Annotated in this window: 16 protein-coding genes; 9 read left to right on the top strand and 7 right to left on the bottom strand. The window is 63.2% G+C overall.

What is annotated here, in order from left to right:
• The first annotated feature begins 1 nt into the window (after position 1).
• Genes glcF through proC form a run of 3 tightly spaced genes read left to right on the top strand, consistent with a single transcriptional unit; the run spans position 2 to position 2,836 of the window.
• Complete coding sequence (glcF, locus tag B0G83_RS10040; protein ID WP_105507295.1) at positions 2-1,228, top strand: glycolate oxidase subunit GlcF; 1,227 nt, start codon at positions 2-4, stop codon at positions 1,226-1,228.
• Positions 1,229-1,264: 36 nt separating this feature from the next.
• A complete protein-coding gene (locus B0G83_RS10035; RefSeq protein WP_105507294.1) occupies positions 1,265-1,963 on the top strand; it encodes a YggS family pyridoxal phosphate-dependent enzyme in 699 nt (232 codons plus the stop codon).
• A gap of 57 nt (positions 1,964-2,020) precedes the next feature.
• Positions 2,021-2,836 carry a pyrroline-5-carboxylate reductase gene (proC, locus tag B0G83_RS10030; protein ID WP_105507293.1) on the top strand — a complete coding sequence of 272 codons (816 nt, stop codon included), beginning with the start codon at positions 2,021-2,023 and terminating at the stop codon, positions 2,834-2,836.
• 177 nt (positions 2,837-3,013) lie between these two features.
• Here proC and ubiA read toward each other — a convergent pair whose 3' ends face one another.
• The 5 genes from ubiA to B0G83_RS10010 all read right to left on the bottom strand — a co-directional run bounded on the left by ubiA (position 3,014) and on the right by B0G83_RS10010 (position 7,730).
• The gene (ubiA, locus tag B0G83_RS10025; protein ID WP_105507292.1) at positions 3,014-3,877 is read right to left on the bottom strand and encodes a 4-hydroxybenzoate octaprenyltransferase; all 864 of its coding nucleotides are present in this window, start codon (positions 3,875-3,877) and stop codon (positions 3,014-3,016) included.
• Between the two features lie 165 nt (positions 3,878-4,042).
• Positions 4,043-4,531, bottom strand: coding sequence for a Dps family protein (locus tag B0G83_RS10020; protein ID WP_035553319.1), 489 nt, complete (start codon positions 4,529-4,531; stop codon positions 4,043-4,045).
• Positions 4,532-4,693: 162 nt separating this feature from the next.
• Positions 4,694-4,870, bottom strand: a complete 177-nt coding sequence (locus B0G83_RS38555; RefSeq protein ID WP_181156800.1) for a hypothetical protein — start codon at positions 4,868-4,870, stop codon at positions 4,694-4,696.
• Between the two features lie 85 nt (positions 4,871-4,955).
• Positions 4,956-6,410 (bottom strand): catalase, encoded by a 1,455-nt coding sequence (locus tag B0G83_RS10015; protein WP_105507291.1) that lies wholly within the window; start codon positions 6,408-6,410, stop codon positions 4,956-4,958.
• A 360-nt stretch (positions 6,411-6,770) separates the two neighbouring features.
• On the bottom strand, positions 6,771-7,730 hold the full coding sequence (locus tag B0G83_RS10010) for a LysR substrate-binding domain-containing protein (RefSeq protein WP_105507290.1): 960 nt from the start codon (positions 7,728-7,730) through the stop codon (positions 6,771-6,773).
• A 168-nt stretch (positions 7,731-7,898) separates the two neighbouring features.
• Between B0G83_RS10010 and ggt the strand changes: the two genes are divergently transcribed.
• Complete coding sequence (gene ggt, locus B0G83_RS10005; protein WP_181156823.1) at positions 7,899-9,650, top strand: gamma-glutamyltransferase; 1,752 nt, start codon at positions 7,899-7,901, stop codon at positions 9,648-9,650.
• 91 nt (positions 9,651-9,741) lie between these two features.
• On the opposite strand, the gene recG is transcribed toward ggt, so the two are convergent.
• Positions 9,742-12,183 carry an ATP-dependent DNA helicase RecG gene (gene recG / locus B0G83_RS10000; RefSeq protein ID WP_105507288.1) on the bottom strand — a complete coding sequence of 814 codons (2,442 nt, stop codon included), beginning with the start codon at positions 12,181-12,183 and terminating at the stop codon, positions 9,742-9,744.
• A 149-nt stretch (positions 12,184-12,332) separates the two neighbouring features.
• Between recG and queA the strand changes: the two genes are divergently transcribed.
• The 5 genes from queA to secF all read left to right on the top strand — a co-directional run bounded on the left by queA (position 12,333) and on the right by secF (position 18,373).
• The gene (queA, locus tag B0G83_RS09995) at positions 12,333-13,403 is read left to right on the top strand and encodes a tRNA preQ1(34) S-adenosylmethionine ribosyltransferase-isomerase QueA (RefSeq protein WP_105507287.1); all 1,071 of its coding nucleotides are present in this window, start codon (positions 12,333-12,335) and stop codon (positions 13,401-13,403) included.
• Between the two features lie 114 nt (positions 13,404-13,517).
• The gene (gene tgt / locus B0G83_RS09990; protein ID WP_105507286.1) at positions 13,518-14,708 is read left to right on the top strand and encodes a tRNA guanosine(34) transglycosylase Tgt; all 1,191 of its coding nucleotides are present in this window, start codon (positions 13,518-13,520) and stop codon (positions 14,706-14,708) included.
• A gap of 199 nt (positions 14,709-14,907) precedes the next feature.
• Positions 14,908-15,237 (top strand): preprotein translocase subunit YajC, encoded by a 330-nt coding sequence (gene yajC / locus B0G83_RS09985; protein ID WP_035562406.1) that lies wholly within the window; start codon positions 14,908-14,910, stop codon positions 15,235-15,237.
• Between the two features lie 115 nt (positions 15,238-15,352).
• Positions 15,353-17,404: a protein translocase subunit SecD gene (secD, locus tag B0G83_RS09980; protein WP_105507285.1), complete on the top strand. Its 2,052-nt coding sequence runs from the start codon at positions 15,353-15,355 to the stop codon at positions 17,402-17,404.
• 18 nt (positions 17,405-17,422) lie between these two features.
• On the top strand, positions 17,423-18,373 hold the full coding sequence (secF, locus tag B0G83_RS09975; protein WP_105507284.1) for a protein translocase subunit SecF: 951 nt from the start codon (positions 17,423-17,425) through the stop codon (positions 18,371-18,373).
• A 104-nt stretch (positions 18,374-18,477) separates the two neighbouring features.
• Here secF and B0G83_RS09970 read toward each other — a convergent pair whose 3' ends face one another.
• Complete coding sequence (locus B0G83_RS09970) at positions 18,478-19,755, bottom strand: MFS transporter (RefSeq protein WP_105507675.1); 1,278 nt, start codon at positions 19,753-19,755, stop codon at positions 18,478-18,480.
• Between the last annotated feature and the right edge of the window lie 170 nt (positions 19,756-19,925).

The following is a 19,925-nucleotide window of genomic DNA, read 5'->3' as shown; positions in this document are numbered from 1 at the left end:
GATGCAAACCAACCTCGCGGACTTCATTCGCAATACGCCCGATGGCGACGAAGCCGACGCTATTCTGCGCAATTGCGTGCACTGCGGTTTCTGCACGGCCACCTGCCCCACCTATCAGATTCTCGGCGACGAACTCGACGGCCCGCGCGGGCGTATCTATCTGATCAAGCAGATGGTGGAAGGCGCGCCGGTCACGCGCAGCACCCAGGTTCACCTGGACCGCTGCCTGACCTGCCGTAATTGCGAAACGACCTGCCCGTCCGGCGTGCAATATGGCCGGCTGGTGGAAATCGGCCGCAAGATCACCGAGGAAAAAGTCACGCGCCCGGCCGGTCAGCGGCTGGTGCGCCGGTTGCTCGCGAGCTTCGTGCCGAACAGCGCGCTGTTCACGCCGACCATGCGGATCGGCCAGCACTTCCGCGCGCTCTTGCCGAAAAAACTACGTGACAAGGTGCCCGCGCGGCAGCGTCCGCTCGAATGGCCGACAGCGAAACACGAGCGCAAGATGCTGATGCTGGCGGGCTGCGTGCAACCGTCGATGATGCCGAACGTGAACATCGCCACCGCCCGCGTGCTGGACGCGCTCGGCGTGGAAACGCTGATCGCGCCGGACGCCGGCTGCTGCGGCGCGATTCGCCTGCATCTGGGCTACAACGACGAAGCGCTCGACGATCTGCGCGCCAACATCGACGCCTGGTGGCCGTACGTCGAACAGGGCGTGGAGGCGATCGTGATGAATGCGTCCGGCTGCGGCGCGACGGTCAAGGAATACGCGCATCTGCTGCGCGACGATCCGGCGTATGCGGAGAAGGCGGCGCGGATCGTCGCGTTGACGCGCGACATCGCGGAAATTTTGCCGGAGTTCGAGGAAGCGCTGGTCGCCGTCACGCGCCGCCGCGCGGTCCATACGGTGGCGTTTCATCCGCCTTGCACGTTGCAGCACGGTCAGCAGGTGCGCGGCCGGGTCGAACATGTGCTGGCGGCGCTCGGCGTGGAAGTGCGGCTGCCCGCCGACAGTCACCTCTGCTGCGGTTCCGCCGGCACCTACTCGCTGACGCAACCCAAGCTCTCGTATGCGTTGCGCGATCAGAAGCTCGAACGGCTGCAAGCACAGGAGCCGCAGGTGATCGTGTCGGCGAACGTCGGCTGCATTGCGCATCTGCAGAGCGGCACGCAGACGCCGGTCGCGCACTGGATCGAATTGGTCGAGCACATGCTGTCCGTATAATCGGGACATCGCCTTTACGGTTTCAGCTTACGTGCCATGCCCGATCTGATTCACAACCTCGAAGCGGTGCAGCAGCGCATCGCCGCCGCCGCGCACGTGGCCGAACGCGACCCGCGTTCGATCACGCTGCTCGCGGTCTCCAAAACCTTCCCCGCCGAAGACGTACGCGCCGCGCACGCCGCCGGCCAGCGCGCATTCGGTGAAAACTATGTGCAGGAATCGCTGACCAAGATCGAGACGCTCGCCGATCTGCGCGCGTCGCTCGAATGGCATTTCATTGGGCCGTTGCAATCCAACAAGACGCGGCCGGTGGCCGAACAGTTCGACTGGGTGCATTCGGTCGATCGGCTGAAAATCGCGCAGCGGCTGTCGGAGCAGCGGCCCGACAATCTGCCGCCGCTGAATGTGTGTTTGCAGGTGAATATCAGCGGCGAGGTGTCGAAGAGCGGCGTGAGCGTGGCCGAAGCGGTCGAGGTCGCGCAGGCGATCGCCGCGCTGCCGAAGCTGAATCTGCGCGGCCTGATGGCGATTCCGGAGCCGGCCGGCAGCATCGACGATCAGCGCGTGCCGCATCGCCAGTTGCGCGAGTTGTTCGAGCGTTTGCGCGACGACGGACTCGAACTCGATACGTTGTCGATGGGCATGTCGAGCGACCTCGAAGCCGCCGTGCTCGAAGGCGCGACCATGGTGCGCGTCGGCACCGCGATTTTCGGCGCACGGGATTACTCCAACTGACTCGTGCGAGCCCTCAGGCATTCTCTGGGCACTGCACGGCACTACTCTCTAAACATCATGAAAATTGCTTTTATCGGCGGTGGCAATATGGCCGCCGCGTTGATCGGCGGTCTTATCAAACGTGGCGTCGCGCCTGCCGACCTCTACGCGATCGATCCCAACGAAGCGACGCGCGAGCGTAATGAGCAGCAATTCGGCATCAAGACCGGTGCCGCCGCCGACGCCGCGCTCGCCGCGTACGACGCCGTCGTGCTGGCCGTGAAGCCGCAGATTCTGAAGAGCGTCGCCGAAGGGCTGGCGCCGCATCTGAACGCGTCGCAACTGGTGGTCAGCATCGTCGCCGGGATTCGTATGGAAGACATGTCGCGCTGGCTTAACGGCCATTCCCGGGTCGTGCGCGTGATGCCGAATACCCCCGCGTTGATCGGCATGGGCGTGACCGGGCTGGTCGCAACCGGCAGCGTCGACGAAGCGGGTCGTGCGCTCGCATCGCAGGTGCTGGGCGCGGTCGGCGAAACGGTTTGGTTCGACGACGAAGCGAGGATCGACGCGGTCACGGCCATCTCGGGCAGCGGGCCGGCCTATGTGTTCTATTTCATCGAGGCGCTGCAGGAAGCCGCGCGTCAGCTCGGCATGGACGAAGCGCAAGGTCGCGCGCTGGCGGTCGCCACCTTCACCGGCGCCGCGCAACTGGCAGCGAATTCCGATGAAGCACCGAGCGTATTGCGCGAACGGGTGACGTCGAAAGGCGGCACGACGGCAGCGGCGCTGGCATCGTTCGACGCGAGCGGGATCAAGGATGCGATCGTGCGCGGCGTGCTCGCCGCCGACGCGCGCGCCAAGGAAATGGGCGACGAGTTCGGCAAGCTGTAAGCGCGGCGAATTGTCGGGAAAGATGTCATAGCGGGACAGCGCTCCGCTTCAGATCGGGGCGCTGTCGGCAACGCTAGAACTGCGACGCGCGATGCGCCGGTTTGAGCTGCCGCAGCGTAGACGCCGTAGCGCTTTGTACACGCCACCAGAAGCGCTGGCGCAGCCCGCGTCGAACCGCTAGAACGAAGCCAGCGCGTAGTGCGCGGCAATGCCCACAAACAGCACGCCGCCCAGCCAGTTGTTGTGCCGGAAGGCCGCAAAGCACGCCATCCGCTCGCGATGACGAATCAGCGTGTAGTGATAGATCGCGCAGCCCACGGCCGCCGCCCAGCCCAGCCAGTACAACCAGCCGAAACCCAATTGCACGCCGACGCCGACGTAAATCCCCAGCGTCACCGCGTAGCACAGCATGATCGCGGCCACGTCGAAGCGGCCGAACGTCAACGCCGAAGTCCGAATGCCGATCTTGATGTCGTCGTCACGATCGACCATAGCGTATTCGGTGTCGTACGCGACCGACCAGAACACGTTGGCGAGCAGCATCACCCACGCCAGCATCGGCACATGGCCCTGCACGGCGGCGAACGCCATCGGAATGCCGAAGCCGAACGCAATGCCGAGATACGCCTGCGGAATCGCCAGAAAACGCTTGGTGAACGGATACGAACCGGCCACGAACAACGCGGCCACGGAAAGCTCCTTGGTCAGCGCGTTGAGCGGCAGAATCAGCAGGAACGCGATCAGCGATAACCCGGCTGCCACGGCCACCGCTTCCCACGCTTTGATCTTGCCCGACGTGACCGGACGATTCTCGGTGCGCTTCACATGACGATCGAAATCGCGGTCGGCATAGTCGTTGATCGCGCAACCGGCCGAGCGCATCAGCAGCGTGCCGACGCAGAAGATCACCAGCAGCGGCCACGTCGGATGGCCGTCCGAAGCGATCCACAACGCGTTGAGCGTCGGCCACAGCAGCAGCACCGTGCCGATCGGCTTGTCCATCCGGACGAGGCGCAGAAACAGGGGGAGTCGGGCGAACATGGGTGGATTCGGTGAGGGGCGAGAACGGTGCCGCTATTTTACGGGATGCGGAACGCGGGCCGCTGCCAGCTGGGCCGGCCCACTGAATGAAACGAAAACCGGCGCCGCAAAAAACAAAGCCTCCCACAGGGAGGCTTTGTTTTTATTCGGCTTCAGCGAACGGCATCAAGCCAGCATCGAACGCAGCATCCACGCGGTCTTTTCGTGCGTTTGCATGCGTTGCGTCAACAGGTCGGCGGTCGGCTCGTCGTTCGCGGCTTCCGTCGACGGGAAAATCGCGCGCGCCGTGCGCACCACGGCTTCCTGACCTTCCACCAACTGGCGGATCATTTCTTCCGCGGCCGGCACGCCGTCCGCTTCCGGAATCGACGACAGCTTGGCGAATTCCTTGTAGCTGCCCGGCGCATGCACGCCCAGCGCACGGATCCGTTCAGCGATCGAATCGACCGCCAGCGCGAGCTCGTTGTACTGCGTTTCGAACATCAGATGCAGCGTGTTGAACATCGGACCCGTCACGTTCCAGTGGAAGTTGTGGGTCTTCAGATAGAGCGTGTAGGTGTCGGCAAGCAAACGCGACAAGCCTTCGGCGATCTTCTTGCGATCCTTGTCGGTGATTCCGATATTGACGTGCTGTACGGCTTCTTTCTTGGCCATGATGACTCCTTTGAAGAGTGATACGAACCGGTCGGCATGGTGACGATTTGCCAATGGCTAACCCGGCAAACCCGGCACTTCGAACGCCCGACAGTTTAGCGTAGAAAACCGCTGCGTTCGTGTGACGCGTGGTCGCCTGCCGCACCCACGGCCACGCTGCGATCAGCCGCCTGACGCGTGTTGCAGCGCTTGCGCGACGATCACCGCGAATCCGCTCGTGACGATTGCAAAACCCAGCGCCCGCCGCAGCATCGCCGCCTGTTGCACTGCCTGTTGCCGTTGCGCGCCGCGCGTGGCGGGCGAGCCACCGATAGTGGCCATCATCATCATCTGGATCATGATCGTGCTCCGTCGTTTCATATCGTGACCGACAGGGCACCCATGTGCCCCGCCGTTGCTGCATCACTTCAACCTGCTTGCCCAGTTACTTCCTGCGGCTTTCCGCGAGTTCCGCCAGCGCGGCGATCACGCCTTCCGCGTAGGCCGGATCGGCCCGACGGAAATGCTCGATCTGACGTGCGACGATCTCCTGCGGCACACCGTCGATATGACGCGCGATGTTGCCAAACAGACGCTGACGCTGCGCCGCGTCGAACAGCGCAAACAGCATGCCCGGCTGCGTGTAGTAGTCGCCGTCCTGGCGATGATCATAGCGATCCACCGCACCGGCCGCGAGCGGCGGCTCCGCTGCATTCACGTCTTGCGCGAAGTCGCCGAAACGGTTCGGCTCGTAATTCACGTTGCCGCCGAGGTTGCCGTCCGTACGCATCGCGCCGTCGCGATGGAACGAATGCGGGCTCGGCACGCGCGACGCGTTCACCGGAATCTGATGGTGATTGATCCCGAGGCGATAGCGCTGCGTGTCGCCGTACGAGAACAACCGGCCCTGCAACAGACGATCCGGCGAAAAGCCGATGCCCGGCACCACGTTAGCCGGCGTGAACGCCGCCTGCTCAACGTCCGCGAAATAGTTGGCGGCGTTGCGGTTCAACTCGATCGTACCGACGTCGATCAACGGATAGTCCTTCTGCGACCACACCTTCGTGACGTCGAACGGATTGAAGCGGTACGTGGCGGCTTCCGCTTCCGGCATCACCTGAATCGCGAAACGCCACGTCGGGAAATTGCCCGCGTCGATGTTGCCGATCAGATCGCGTTGCGCGCTTTCACGGTCTTGCGCCACCACTTGCGCCGCTTCGGCATCGGTGAAATTTTCAACGCCTTGCTGCGACTTGAAATGGAACTTCACCCAGAAACGCTCGTTGTTCGCGTTGATGAACGAGTACGTGTGCGAACCGAAACCGTGCATGGTCCGGAAGTTTTGCGGAAGGCCACGATCGCTCATCAGAATCGTCACCTGATGCAGCGACTCCGGATGACGCGACCAGAAGTCCCAGGCGGCGACATTGCTGCGCATGTTGGTGTACGGATCGCGTTTTTGCGTGTGGATGAAGTCCGGAAACTTCAGCGGATCGCGAATGAAAAACACCGGCGTGTTGTTGCCGACCACATCCCAGTTGCCTTCTTCGGTGTAGAACTTGATCGAGAAACCGCGCACGTCGCGTTCCGCATCGGCCGCGCCGCGTTCGCCGGCCACCGTCGAAAAGCGCATGAACAGCGGCGTGTCCTTGCCGACTTCGGCGAATACCTTGGCCTTCGTAAAGCGGGAGATGTCGTGCGTCACTTTCAGCGTGCCGAATGCGCCCGAACCTTTGGCATGAACGCGGCGCTCCGGGATCACTTCGCGGTCGAAGTGAGCGAGCTTTTCGAGCAGCCAGACGTCTTGCAGCACGACCGGGCCGCGCGCGCCGGCGGTCATCGAATTCTGGTTGTCGGCAATGGGGGCGCCGGCGGCGTTGGTGAGCTTACGTTCGGACATGCGTGACTCCTGTTGAGCTTTTATCGAAACTGAATTTGGGGGAGAGGCGCGGCACACGAATGCCGGAAAAGCGATGCGTCAGGCGGACAGCGCGCGATCGACCAGCAGGGACATCGCAACGGTCCGAAAGCTTTGCACCGATGCGGCAAAGCTGCTAACGGCGGCGTCAGCCGATTGAGCGGTAAGGGTTGAGTCTTGCTGCGGGTTCGATGGCGACATGCTTTCCTCCGGCGTCTTGTGGGATCGGGCGATCCATGGAGGAAACTATAACAATGCTATCGAATTAACGTGTTTGATTAATTTTATCTATTCGATAGGGAGGACGGCTATCACCGCCCTCTGACGCTTCGCGCCGTCGGTTCAGTTCACGGCGACGGGCAATTCCAGCTTCTTGACGCCCGGCAGGTCGCAAGCGTTGATCGCGTCGCAAATGGCGTCGATAGCGGGCATGCGCGTGAAGCTCTTGCGCCACGCGAGCACGACGCGACGATCCGGCACGGGTTCGTCGAACGCGACATAGCTGAGCAGGCCCGCGTCGATCCCGCCGGCATGCGGCTTGACCTCGTGCACCGACATGCGCGGCAGCACGGTGATGCCGACCCCGCTCGCCACCATGTGGCGAATGGTCTCCAGCGACGAGCCTTCGAACGTCTTCTGGATGCCGTCCGCGTTCTGCGAGAAACGCATCAACTCCGGGCAGACGCCCAGCACGTGATCGCGGAAACAGTGACCGCTGCCGAGCAGCAGCATGGTTTCCTGCTTCAGATCGTCGGCGTCGATTTTCGCGCGGTTTTCCCACGCGTGGCCGGACGGCAACGCGACGACGAACGGCTCGTCGTACAGCGGGCGCAGCATCAGGCCGGTTTCCGGGAACGGCAGCGCCATGATCGCGACGTCGATTTCGCCTTGTTTGAGCAGTTCGATCAGCTTGAGCGTGTAATTTTCCTGCAGCATCAGCGGCATCTGCGGGACGCGCTTGATCATCTGCTTGACCAAGGTGGGCAGCAGATACGGCCCGATCGTATAGATCACGCCAAGGCGCAACGGCCCGACCAGCGGGTCTTTGCCCTGCTTGGCAATTTCCTTGATGGCGAGGGTTTGCTCGAGAACACGCTGAGCCTGCGTGACGATCTGTTCGCCGATCGGCGTGACGCTGACTTCGCTGGTGCCGCGCTCGAAGATCTGGACGTTGAGTTCGTCCTCGAGCTTCTTGATGGCCACCGACAAGGTCGGCTGGCTAACGAAACATGCCTCGGCGGCCCGGCCGAAGTGCCGCTCGCGGGCCACCGCGACGATGTATTTCAATTCGGTGAGCGTCATTGGGGGACCAATCAGTGCAGTGAGTTCGATAGGTTCTAGTTATACACCCTATGGGGTCGGTTCGCCAACCTCTTTGGCGTTCCGGGCTGGGCGTCGCGGCTGATTGAAGGCAAACTCCCGTGATTCAACGCCGCTATTTTTCACTCGACCCGCAGGAGACACCCCATGATGAGGCGAATAATTGCCCTCGCTATTTTTTCCGCCGTACACCTTCACGCGATGGCCGCATCCGAACCGGCCGTCGAAGCCAAAAACGGCATGGTCGTTTCGTCGCAGAACCTTGCCTCCGAAATCGGCATCGCGATGCTGAAAAAAGGCGGCAACGCGGTCGATGCCGCCGTTGCCGTGGGTTATGCGCAGGCCGTGACCAATCCGTGTTGCGGCAATATCGGCGGTGGCGGCTTCATGACGCTGCATCTCGCGGACGGCCAGGATCGCTTCATCAACTTCCGCGAAACCGCGCCGGCGGCGGCCAGCGCCAACATGTATCTGGACGCCGACGGCAAAGTCCGCCCGGGTGAAAGCCTGTACGGCTATCGCGCGGTCGGCGTGCCGGGCACGGTCGCGGGTCTGGATCTCGCGCAACGCAAATACGGCAAGCTGACGCGTCAGCAGGTCATGGCGCCGGCCATCAAGCTGGCGCGCGACGGCTTCATTCTGACTCGCGCCGATACCGACATTCTGGACACCACGGTGCAGCGCTTTCGCACTGATCCGGACGCCGCGCGCATCTTCCTGCGTCGCGACGGCACCCCGCTTCAGCCAGGCGACCGTCTGGTGCAGCGCGATCTGGCGAAGACGCTGGAAAACATCGCCCGTCGCGGTCCCGATGCGTTCTATCGCGGACGCATTCCGCAAATCGTCGAAGCCGCGTCGAGCAAGAACGGCGGTCTGATCACCGCCGCGGATTTCGCCGCCTACAAGGCCGAAGATACCGAGCCGCTGAAGTGCAGCTATCGCGGCTACGACTTCATTTCCGCGCCGCCGCCGAGTTCGGGCGGCGTCACGCTCTGCGAGACGCTGAACATTCTCGAAGGCTATGACATGCGCGGTCTCGGCTTTCACTCCGCCGCCTCCGTGCATTACATGACCGAGGCGATGCGGCACGCGTACCTCGACCGCAATACGCTGCTTGGCGATCCGGCGTTCATCAAGAACCCGATCGACACATTGCTGAGCAAGGACTACGCGGCGAGCATCCGCACCTTGATTACCGCCGACACCGCGACGCCGTCAAAAGACGTGCAGCCGGGTTATGGCGTGCACGAGAAGCCGGAAACCACGCACTACTCGATCATCGACAAGGCAGGCAACGCGGTATCGACCACTTACACGGTCAACGGCCGCTTTGGCGCCGTCGTGATCGCGCCGGGCACGGGCTTTTTCCTGAACGACGAGATGGACGATTTCACCGTCAAGGTGGGCGTGCAGAATCTGTTCGGGCTGGTGCAGGGGTCGCGTAACTCGATCGCGCCGGGCAAGCGTCCGTTGTCGTCGATGGCGCCGACGGTCGTGACGAAAGACGGCAAGGTCTTCATGGTGCTGGGCTCGCCGGGCGGCTCGCGGATCATCACGATCACGCTGCAAACCGCGCTCAACGTGATCGACTACGGCATGACGCCGCAAGATGCGGTCGACGCGCCGCGGATTCATCACCAGTGGCTGCCGGATGAGGTGGACTACGAGACCCAGGGTTTGTCGCCGGATACGCTGAAGATCCTGCAGCAGATGGGCTACAAGATGGTCGAGCAGACGCCGTGGGGCGCCGCCGAGTTGATCCTGGTGGGCTTGCCCGGAACCGAAGCGGCGAGCCGCGTGAGCTCGGGCAATGACTCGTCGGTATCGGGCCAGGTTCGCCAGGGTTTCGTTTATGGGTCGAACGATCCGCGACGTCCGGCAGGGTCGGCGGTGGGATATTGATTTGATTGATGCCTTGAAACGCTAATAAAAAACGGAAGAAGCACAGGCTTCTTCCGTTTTTTTACGAGCGCGGTTCGGAGACTGACCGGCGTCACGCTTTCAGATACTGCTCCCGCGCGCCGAGCCAGCGCGCCAAGTGTTGCATCACCACGTCCGGATACTTGTCGAGCAACTCCGCCGCCGCCTCGCGAGCGGGTTCGATCAGCCACTGATCGTTCTCGAGATCCGCGAATCGCAGCATCGCCGCGCCCGATTGCCGCGCGCCTAAAAACTCTCCCGGTCCGCGAATCTCGAGATCGCGCCGAGCGATTTCGAAGCCGTCGGTCGTTTCGCGCATGGTCTGCAGACGTGCGCGTGCCGTCATCGACAGGGGGCCGGTGTAAAGCAGCACGCAAACCGACGCCGCACTGCCGCGCCCGACTCGCCCGCGCAACTGGTGCAATTGCGCGAGGCCGAACCGTTCCGCGTGCTCGATCACCATCAACGACGCATTCGGCACGTCGACGCCCACTTCGATCACCGTCGTCGCGACCAGCAACTGCACTTCGTTGCGCGTGAACTCGTCCATCACCGCCGCTTTTTCGGCCGGCGCCAATCGTCCATGCACGAGGCCGACCTTCAATTCGGGGAGTGCCGCGATCAGCGTTTCGTAGGTTTCGACGGCGGTCTGCAATTGCAGCGTCTCGCTTTCCTCGATCAGCGGACACACCCAATACACCTGACGCCCCGTCAACGCCGCTTCGCGCACCCGGCCGATCACCTCTTCGCGACGCGCATCGGACACCAACCTGGTCAGGATCGGCGTGCGCCCCGGCGGCAATTCGTCGATGGTCGACACGTCGAGGTCAGCGTAGTACGTCATGGCGAGCGTGCGCGGGATCGGCGTCGCGGACATCATCAGTTGATGCGGCTGGAAATCGCGCGCGCCATCGGCGGCTTTCTGCGCCTTGGCGCGCAACGCCAGCCGTTGCGCCACGCCGAAGCGGTGCTGTTCGTCGACGATGACGAGCCCAAGACGCGCGAACTCGACCGCGTCCTGAATGATCGCGTGCGTGCCGATCACGAGTTGCGCGGTGCCGAGCGCGGCGGCTTCGATCGCGGCACGCTTTTCTTTCGTCTTCAAACTGCCCGCGAGCCACGCGACGCTCACGCCGAGCGGCTCCAGCCAGCCGCGCAATTTGCGCGCGTGCTGCTCGGCGAGAATTTCGGTCGGGGCCATCAGCGCGGCCTGGTAGCCGGCGTCGATCGCCTGCGCGGCCGCCAACGCGGCGACGATCGTCTTGCCGCTACCAACGTCGCCCTGCAACAGCCGCTGCATCGGATGCGGCTGCGTCAGATCGAGCGCGATCTCGCCGCCCACGCGTTCCTGCGCGGCTGTCAGCGAAAACGGCAGCGCCTTCAGCAAGCGCGCGACCAGCGCGGATTCGTCGCCGAGCTTGCGGCGCGGCATGGCCGGCGCGGCACGCGTGCGACGCTCGTCGTGCGCGCGCTTGAGCGACATTTGCTGCGCGAGCAGTTCCTCGAACTTGATGCGCACCCACGCCGGATGCGTGCCGTCGATCAGCGCGGTCTCGTCCGACTGCACGCCCGGATGATGCAGCGTGCGCACCGCGTCCATCAGCGTCGGCACGCCGAGCGGCTGCAGGTAGGTGTGCGCGACAGGCTCGGGCAGCAATTCGGGTAGCGCGGTGCGCGACAACGCGTTGTCGATCGATTTACGCAGATAGGCTTGCGTCACGCCGGCGGTGCTCGGGTACACGGGCGTGAGCGCTTGCGGCAGCGGCGTATCTTCGTCGACCACGCGCACCGCGGGATGCACCATCTCCATGCCGAAGAACCCGCCACGCACGTCGCCGCGCACCCGCAAGCGCGCACCGATCGCCATCTGCTTGACCTGCGAGCCGTAGAAATTCAGAAAGCGCAGCACGAGTTCGTCGCCGTGATCGTCGTGCAGTTTCACCAGCAACTGACGGCGCGGACGATAAGCGATCTCGTTGTCGAACACCACGCCTTCGGTTTGCGAGATGCCGCCGGGCAGCAGGTGGCCGATCGGCGTCAACTGGGTCTCGTCCTCGTAGCGCATCGGCAGATGCAGCACGAGGTCGATGTCGCGTGTGAGGCCGAGTTTGGCGAGCTTGTCGGCGGTTTTTTCGGCGGGCTTGGCCGCGGCTTTGCCCGCGGACTTGCTTGCGGGCTTTGCGGCGGTTTTGCCGGCAGGTCTGTCGCCGAAGATTGAGTCTGGTCTGTCGGCGAGAGGCGTTTCGGGCTCGTCCGCAGGTTGGTCCGCGACCTCGGACTCCACCTTCCCGGCCAGTTTGTCCGCAGCGCGCTTGCGGAGCTTGCCGGCGGCCTGGCCTGCAGCGGGCTGATCGCGCAAGCCGTCGTCTTCATGCGCGGCTTCGTCGCGACCCAGCGCGACGCCCGCGCCGCCCTCGCCCGCCTGCGCTACCGCCTTGCCGCGCGACACGCGTCGCCTGGGTTCGGCGCTCGCTTCGTCGGTGGTTTGGGGCAATCGGCGGTCGGACAAAGGCATGGGCTGCTTCGCAAGTACAATATCGGCTGTCAAAGGGTAGCGCCGCCATACAGCGCGCGGGCTCGCGGGCCGCTCTGGCGTCCCGCAATCATAGCCGCCCGGCTCAGGCTTCGGCTCAATTCAGTCTCAATTCGCTTCCAGTCGTCCGCATGTTTACGCTTTCCGATTTCGATTTCGATCTGCCGCCCGAGTTGATCGCACAAGTCGCGCTGCCCGAACGCAGCGCGAGCCGTCTGCTCGAAGTGGCCAACTCCGCTGACGCCGATCACGCGCGTCTGGTCGATCGCCGCTTCGCCGAATTGCCCGAATGCATCGCGCCGGGCGACCTGCTGGTCTTCAACGATACCAAAGTGCTGAAGGCGCGTTTCCTCGGCCAGAAGGCCAGTGGCGGCAAGGTCGAAGTGCTGGTGGAACGCCTCACCGGCGAGCGCACGGCGCTCGCGCAGATTCGCGCGAGCAAGAGCCCGCAACCGGGCACCACGATCCGTCTCGCCGACGCCTTCGACGTGACCCTCGGCGAGCGCGTCGAGCCGTTCTACACACTGCATTTCCCGGACGACTGCCTGACGCTGATCGAGCAATTCGGCCGCCTGCCGCTGCCGCCGTACATCGAGCACGACCCCGACACGACCGACGAAACCCGCTATCAAACGGTGTTCGCGCAGAACCCCGGCGCGGTCGCGGCGCCCACCGCCGGCCTGCATTTCGACGACGCATTGCTCGCCCGCCTCGACGCCCGCGGCGTGGAACGCGCCACGCTGACGCTGCACGTCGGCGCCGGTACGTTCCAGCCGGTGCGGGTCGAGAATCTCGCCGAACACAAGATGCACAGCGAGTGGTATCACCTGCCGCAATCGCTCGCCGACAAGATCGCGGCAACGCGTGCGCGTGGCAACCGCGTGATCGCGGTGGGCACGACCTCGATGCGCGCACTCGAAGCCGCCGCGCGCGATGCCGATGTCGCCGGCCGCCCGCTCGGCGCGGCCAGCACGGAAACCGACATCTTCATCACGCCGGGTTATCAATTCCGCGTGGTCGACCGGCTGGTGACCAATTTCCATTTGCCGAAGTCGACGTTGTTGATGCTGGTGTCGGCGTTCGCGGGCGTGGAGACGATTCGCGCGGCCTATCGGCACGCGATCGCGCAGCGTTACCGCTTCTTCAGTTATGGCGACGCGATGCTGCTGACGCGTCGCGACCCGACCGCCGAGACGAGCTAACGCTGTCTTAAGTCGCTTCAAAAGTTTTTGCAGTTCCCCACGCCGCCGCGATTTTTCCGGCGGCATTCCACCATTTGCGCCGGACTGTTTTCCGGTAGCAACAGGAGTCAAACAATGACCAACGGTCATCAGTCGCACGACGCGACCTTCGAGCGCCCGGACAACGGCCTCAAATTCGAACTACTCGGCACCGACGGCCAGGCTCGCCGTGGCCGCGTCACGCTGAATCACGGCGTGGTCGAAACGCCAATCTTCATGCCGGTCGGCACCTACGGCACGGTGAAAGCGGTCCAGCCGCGCGAGCTCGAGGAAATGCATGCGCAGATCATTCTCGGCAATACGTTTCACCTGTGGCTGCGCCCCGGCCTCGAAACGATCGAAGCGCACGGCGGCCTGCACGGCTTCATGGGCTGGAACAAGCCGATCCTGACCGACTCCGGCGGTTTTCAGGTGTTTTCGCTCGGCGATCTGCGCAAGATCACCGAAGATGGCGTCACGTTTGCGTCGCCGATCAACGGCGACAAGCTCTTCCTGTCGCCGGAAGTGTCGATGCAGATCCAGAAGGTGCTGAACTCGGACATCGTCATGCAGTTCGACGAATGCACGCCGTACGCCACTAACAACGTGCCCACCTCGCACCAGGAAGCCGCCGACTCGATGCGCATGTCGATGCGCTGGGCCCAGCGCTCGATCGACGAATTCAAGCGCCTCGGCAATCCCAACGCGCTGTTCGGCATCGTCCAGGGCGGCATGTTCGAGGATCTGCGCGACGAATCGCTGGCGGGTCTCGCGGAGAAGGACTTCCACGGTCTCGCGATTGGCGGCCTGTCGGTCGGCGAACCGAAAGAAGACATGATGCGCGTGCTGAACCACATCGGCCCGAAGCTGCCGGCCGACAAGCCGCACTACCTGATGGGCGTCGGCACGCCGGAAGACCTGGTGGCGGGCGTCGCCGCCGGCGTCGACATGTTCGACTGCGTGATGCCGACCCGCAACGCGCGCAACGGCTGGCTGTTCACCCGTTTCGGCGACGTCAAGATCCGCAACGCCGTGCACAAGAACTCGCTGCGCCCGCTCGACGAGCAATGCGGCTGCTACACCTGCCGCAATTTCACGCGCGGCTACCTGCACCATCTGCATCGTGTAGGGGAAATCCTCGGTGCGCAGTTGAACACGATCCACAACCTGCACTACTACCTCGAACTGATGCAGGAAATCCGCGATTCGATCGACGCGAAAATGTTCGAACCCTTCCGCAAACGCTTCCACGAGAACCGTGCGCGCGGCGTCGAGCAGGTTCCGTGAGATCGAACCGGCCGCGGATTCTCCCGAAGAATCCGTCGGCGCGGCACGGAAAACCTTACAATCAACTTTCGTCGACGCTAGAAAAAGGCTTTAAACGGTTGATCGCAAAGCCGATTCGCCGCGCCGACCCACGTCAGGCGGATGGTAGAATATCCGGCTGATTTTTTTGATCGTTTTGATTTATAACGGAGAGACCAACGTGTCGTTCATTTCCAATGCCTTCGCCCAAGGCACAGCAACAGGTGGCATTGAATCGAACCTGATGAGCTTCCTGCCGCTGATCCTGATGTTCGGCGTGCTGTACTTCATCATGATTCGCCCGCAAATGAAGCGCCAGAAAGAACACCGCAACATGCTCTCGGCCATGGCCAAGGGTGACGAAGTGGTGACGAACGGCGGCATCGTGGGCAAGGTGACCAAGGTGGGTGAAGCTTACGTCGGCGTCGAAATCTCGGAAGGCACGGAAATCACCGTGCAAAAAGCGTCGGTCACGACGATTCTCCCGAAGGGCACGATCAAGTCGCTGTAAGGCCTGCTCTCTCGCGTCCGGCGCGGCCTCGCCGGCGATTCATGCACACTGCTGAATCGCCCGCGCTCATCGCCGGACGCATCGCTTCCAAGCCAACCTTCCCGTTGGACCACTCATGAATCGTTACCCCCTCTGGAAATACGCCGTGATGCTGGTGGCTCTGGTCATCGGCCTCGTGTACACGCTGCCCAACCTGTTCGGCGAAGCGCCGGCGGTGCAGGTGTCGAGCGGCAAGGCAACGGTCAAGCTCGACTCGACCACGCTGTCGGCTGTCGAAGCCGCGCTCGCCGCGAATCAGATCAAGCCCGACGACGTCACGTTCGACAACTCGTCGACCAACGCGAACATTCGCGTGCGTCTGCCGGACACCGACACGCAACTGCGCGTGAAGGACCTGCTGCAAAAGTCGCTGAATGCCGACCCGACCGACCCGCAATTCGTCGTCGCGCTGAATCTGCAGAGCGCGTCGCCGCACTGGCTGACCGCGCTGCACGCACTGCCGATGTACCTCGGTCTCGATCTGCGCGGCGGGGTGCACTTCCTGCTGCAAGTCGACATGGCCGGCGCGCTGAACAAGAAGCTCGACTCCGACGCTTCCGACGCACGCACGCTGCTGCGCGACAACAACATCCGCGACGGCGGTGTGAATCGCGTGAACCAGACGGTGGTGATCAATTTCGCCGACCAGGCCACGGCGGACGCCGCGCTCAAGCAACTGAGCCGCGGTATCGGCGAACTCCAGTGGGCCTCGCAAACCGGCACCGACGGTAGCGTGCAACTGGTCGGCACGTTCACGCCGGCCGTGCAGAAAACGGTGCAGGACGCCGCGCTCAAGCAGAACATCACCACGCTGCATAACCGCGTGAACGAACTCGGCGTGGCCGAGCCGGTGATCCAGCAGCAAGGCTCCGACCGCATCGTGGTCGAACTGCCCGGCGTGCAGGACACGGCGAAGGCGAAGGACATCATCGGCCGTACGGCGACACTCGAAGCGCGTCTGGCCGACCCGGTCAACACGCACCCGCAACCGGGCGATCCGGTGCCGCCGGGCGACGAGTTGTTCACGCAAGGCAACCAGACGCCAGTGCTGCTGCGCAAGCAGATCATCTTCACCGGCGACCGGATTATCGACGCGTCGGCGGGCTTCGACGAGCATCAGCGTCCGTCCGTCAACATCCGTCTGGATTCGGCGGGTGGCCGTGCGGTGCGTAGCGTGTCGCGCGACAACATCGGCAAGCCAATGGCCATGGTGCTGTTCGAAAAGGGCAAGGGCGAAGTGCTGACGGTGGCGACCATCCAGTCGGAACTGGGCGACCGCTTCCAGATCACCGGCCAGGCCACGCCGCAAGGCGCCGCCGACCTCGCGCTGCTGCTGCGCGCCGGTTCGCTGGCCGCGCCGATGGACATCATCGAGGAACGCACCATTGGTCCGAGCCTCGGCGCGGACAACATCAAGAAGGGTTTCCACTCGGTCGTGTGGGGCTTCGCGGCAATCGCCGTCTTCATGATCGCGTACTACATGCTGTTCGGCGTGATCTCGGTGATCGGCCTGTCGGTCAACCTGCTGCTGCTGATCGCGGTGCTGTCCATGCTGCAGGCCACACTCACGTTGCCGGGTATCGCCGCTATCGCGCTTGCGCTCGGTATGGCGATCGACTCGAACGTGCTGATCAACGAACGCGTGCGTGAAGAACTGCGCCACGGCGCGCCGCCGCAACTGGCCATCCAGAACGGCTACGCGCACGCCTGGGCGACGATTCTCGACTCGAACGTCACCACGCTGATCGCCGGCCTCGCACTGCTCGCCTTCGGCTCCGGCCCGGTGCGCGGCTTCGCGATGGTTCACTGTATCGGCATCCTGACGTCGATGTTCTCGGCCGTGTTCTTCTCTCGCGGTCTCGTGAACCTGTGGTACGGCGGCAAGAAGAAGCTGAAGTCGCTGGCCATCGGTCAGGTGTGGCGCCCGGAGACGGCGCCCGCAGGCGCCGCCGCTTACCTCGGTAACGAAGACGCCGACACCGACACCGCGCAAGCCGTCGCTGCAGTAACCGCCAAGCCGAAGGGCAAAGCGGCCGCGGCCCAGGCACGCGCGGCCGGCAAGCCGACGGTGCGCCGCCGCAATGCGGACGCGTCGAACACGCCGCAGAAACCGGGTTCATCCCGCTGAGTCCCGGAGAACTAGACCATGGAATTTTTCCGTTTTCGCAAAGACGTTCCGTTCATGCAGCGTGCGTTGATTTTCAACGCGATCTCGCTGTTGACGTTCGTTGCCGCTGTATTTTTCCTGCTGCATCGCGGGCTGCATCTGTCGGTGGAGTTCACCGGCGGTACGGTCGTCGAAGTGCAGTATCCGGGCGCGGCACCCCTGGAACCCGTGCGCGCCAGTCTCGCCAAGCTCGGTTATGCCGACGCTCAGGTGCAGAACTTCGGCACCTCGCGCGACGTGCTGATCCGTCTGCCGCTCAAGCAGGGATTCACGTCCGCGCAACAGAGCGATCAGGTGATGGGCGCGCTGAAAACCGACACGCCTGAAGTGCAGTTGCAACGCGTCGAATTCGTCGGTCCGCAGGTCGGCAAGGAACTCGCCACCGACGGTCTGCTCGCGCTCGCGTGCGTGGTGGTCGGCATCGTGATCTACCTATCGTTCCGCTTCGAATGGAAGTACGCCATTGCCGGCGTGATCGCGAACTTGCACGACGTCATCATCATTCTCGGCTTCTTCGCGTTCTTCCAGTGGGAGTTCTCGCTGTCGGTGCTGGCGGCCGTGCTGGCCGTGCTCGGCTACTCGGTGAACGAATCGGTGGTTATTTTCGACCGGATTCGCGAGACTTTCCGCCGCGAACGCAAGATGACGGTAATCGAGGTGATCAACCACGCGATCACCAGCACGATGTCGCGAACCATCATCACCCACGGCTGTACGCAGATGATGGTGCTGTCGATGTTCCTGTTCGGCGGCCCCACGCTGCACTACTTCGCCCTCGCGCTGACGGTCGGTATTCTGTTCGGTATCTACTCGTCGGTGTTCGTCGCCGCGGCGCTCGCCATGTGGTTCGGCGTGAAGCGCGAGGACCTGGTGAAGGACAAGAAGGAACGCACCGATCCGAACGACCCGAACGCGGGTGCGCAAGTTTGATCGGGTTGTCGTCATAAAGCCTAAGCGCAAAGCAAAAGGCCGGTTCTTACGAACCGGCCTTTTGCGTTTACCGCGCCGAGGCTGCTGATCGCGACTACGTGGTTCTAGCGGAAACCCAGCTTGCGACGCGCCGCCATCAATGCCACGAGGCTGATCGCCGCGGCAAAAATCATGTAGAAGCTAGGCGCCGTCTTCGACCCCGTGACGCTGATCAACCACGCGATGATGAACGGCCCAAAGCCGCCGAAGATCGTCACCGCGACGTTATAAGCCAGCGACATACCGGTGGTGCGTGTCTGCACCGGAAACATTTCCGACAGCAGACCCGGCAGCGCGGCAAAGTAACCCGTCATCAGAAAGCCGAACACGATCTGCATCGCGATCAGCGTGCCGAACGTCGGATGCGCGACCAGATACACGAACGCCGGATTGATGAGAATGAGCAGCAGCAACGCCGACGTCAGCATGATCGTGGTGCGCCCATGCCGGTCCGACAGATGCCCGATCATCGGCGAAAACACCATCTGAATGAGACCGGTTAATGCGATCGCCGAGAACGCAACCGACGGCGAAAGACCCAGCTGCTTCACGCCGAACGTCGGCATGAACAGCACCAGATACGTCGACACCGTGCCGAGCACCACCACGCCGATCGCAATCAGGAGCCGCAGCTTCTGACTCGCAAAGGTGTCGCGCAGCGGCGTCGTGGTCGTTTCAGCCGCAAGAAACTCCGGCGTTTCATCCAGCTTGGTGCGGATATACCAGGCCACCGGCCCGATCAGCAAACCGAAGAAGAACGGCACCCGCCATCCCCACGACGCCATCTGGTCCGGCGACAGCTTGCCGGTCAGCAGCACGCCGAAGCCGGCGGCCAGCAACGTGGTGAGCCCTTGGCTCGCCACCTGCCAGCTCGCGAAGAACCCGCGCCGCCCCGGCACGTGTTCCGCGAGAAAAGCCGTCGCGCTGCCGAACTCGCCGCCCGCCGAGAAACCCTGCATCAGACGCGCCAGCACCAGGATTACCGGCGCGGCCAGGCCGATGCTCTGGTAGGTGGGCAGAATCGCGATGATGAGCGTGCCGCCCATCATCAACAGAATCGACAGCGTCAGCGCTGCCTTGCGTCCCGCGCGGTCGGCATAAGCGCCGATCACGATCGCGCCGAGCGGCCGCATGAAGAACGACACGCCGAACGTGCCGAGCGTGAGCAGCAGCGAAACCGTGTCGTTACCAGCCGGAAAAAACAGCTTCGCGATAATCACCGCGAAAAAACCGTACACCACCAGGTCGAACCATTCCAATGCGTTGCCGATCGAGGCGGCGACCACCGCGCGCCACGAATTCTGCCGGCTCCCCGAGAGGCTTGCTGCTGTCGTTGCGTTCATGCAGATCTCCAGTTCGCGCGAAATATTATTAATGTAGGCCTGTTTTTCGAACTTGCCCGAACTTGCCCGACTGGATGCGCGCACAACCAAATCGGTGCCAGCGCTCTATGTACCCGAAAAAATAAACCGAGGCGAGCGGCAATTTCCCGATGCCCGTCGCATAAGGCTTG

Origin of the sequence: Paraburkholderia sp. BL21I4N1 (assembly GCF_002973525.1) — a bacterium.
Taxonomy (GTDB): Bacteria; Pseudomonadota; Gammaproteobacteria; order Burkholderiales; family Burkholderiaceae; genus Paraburkholderia.
This window is presented reverse-complemented; position numbering and strand designations above follow the sequence as displayed.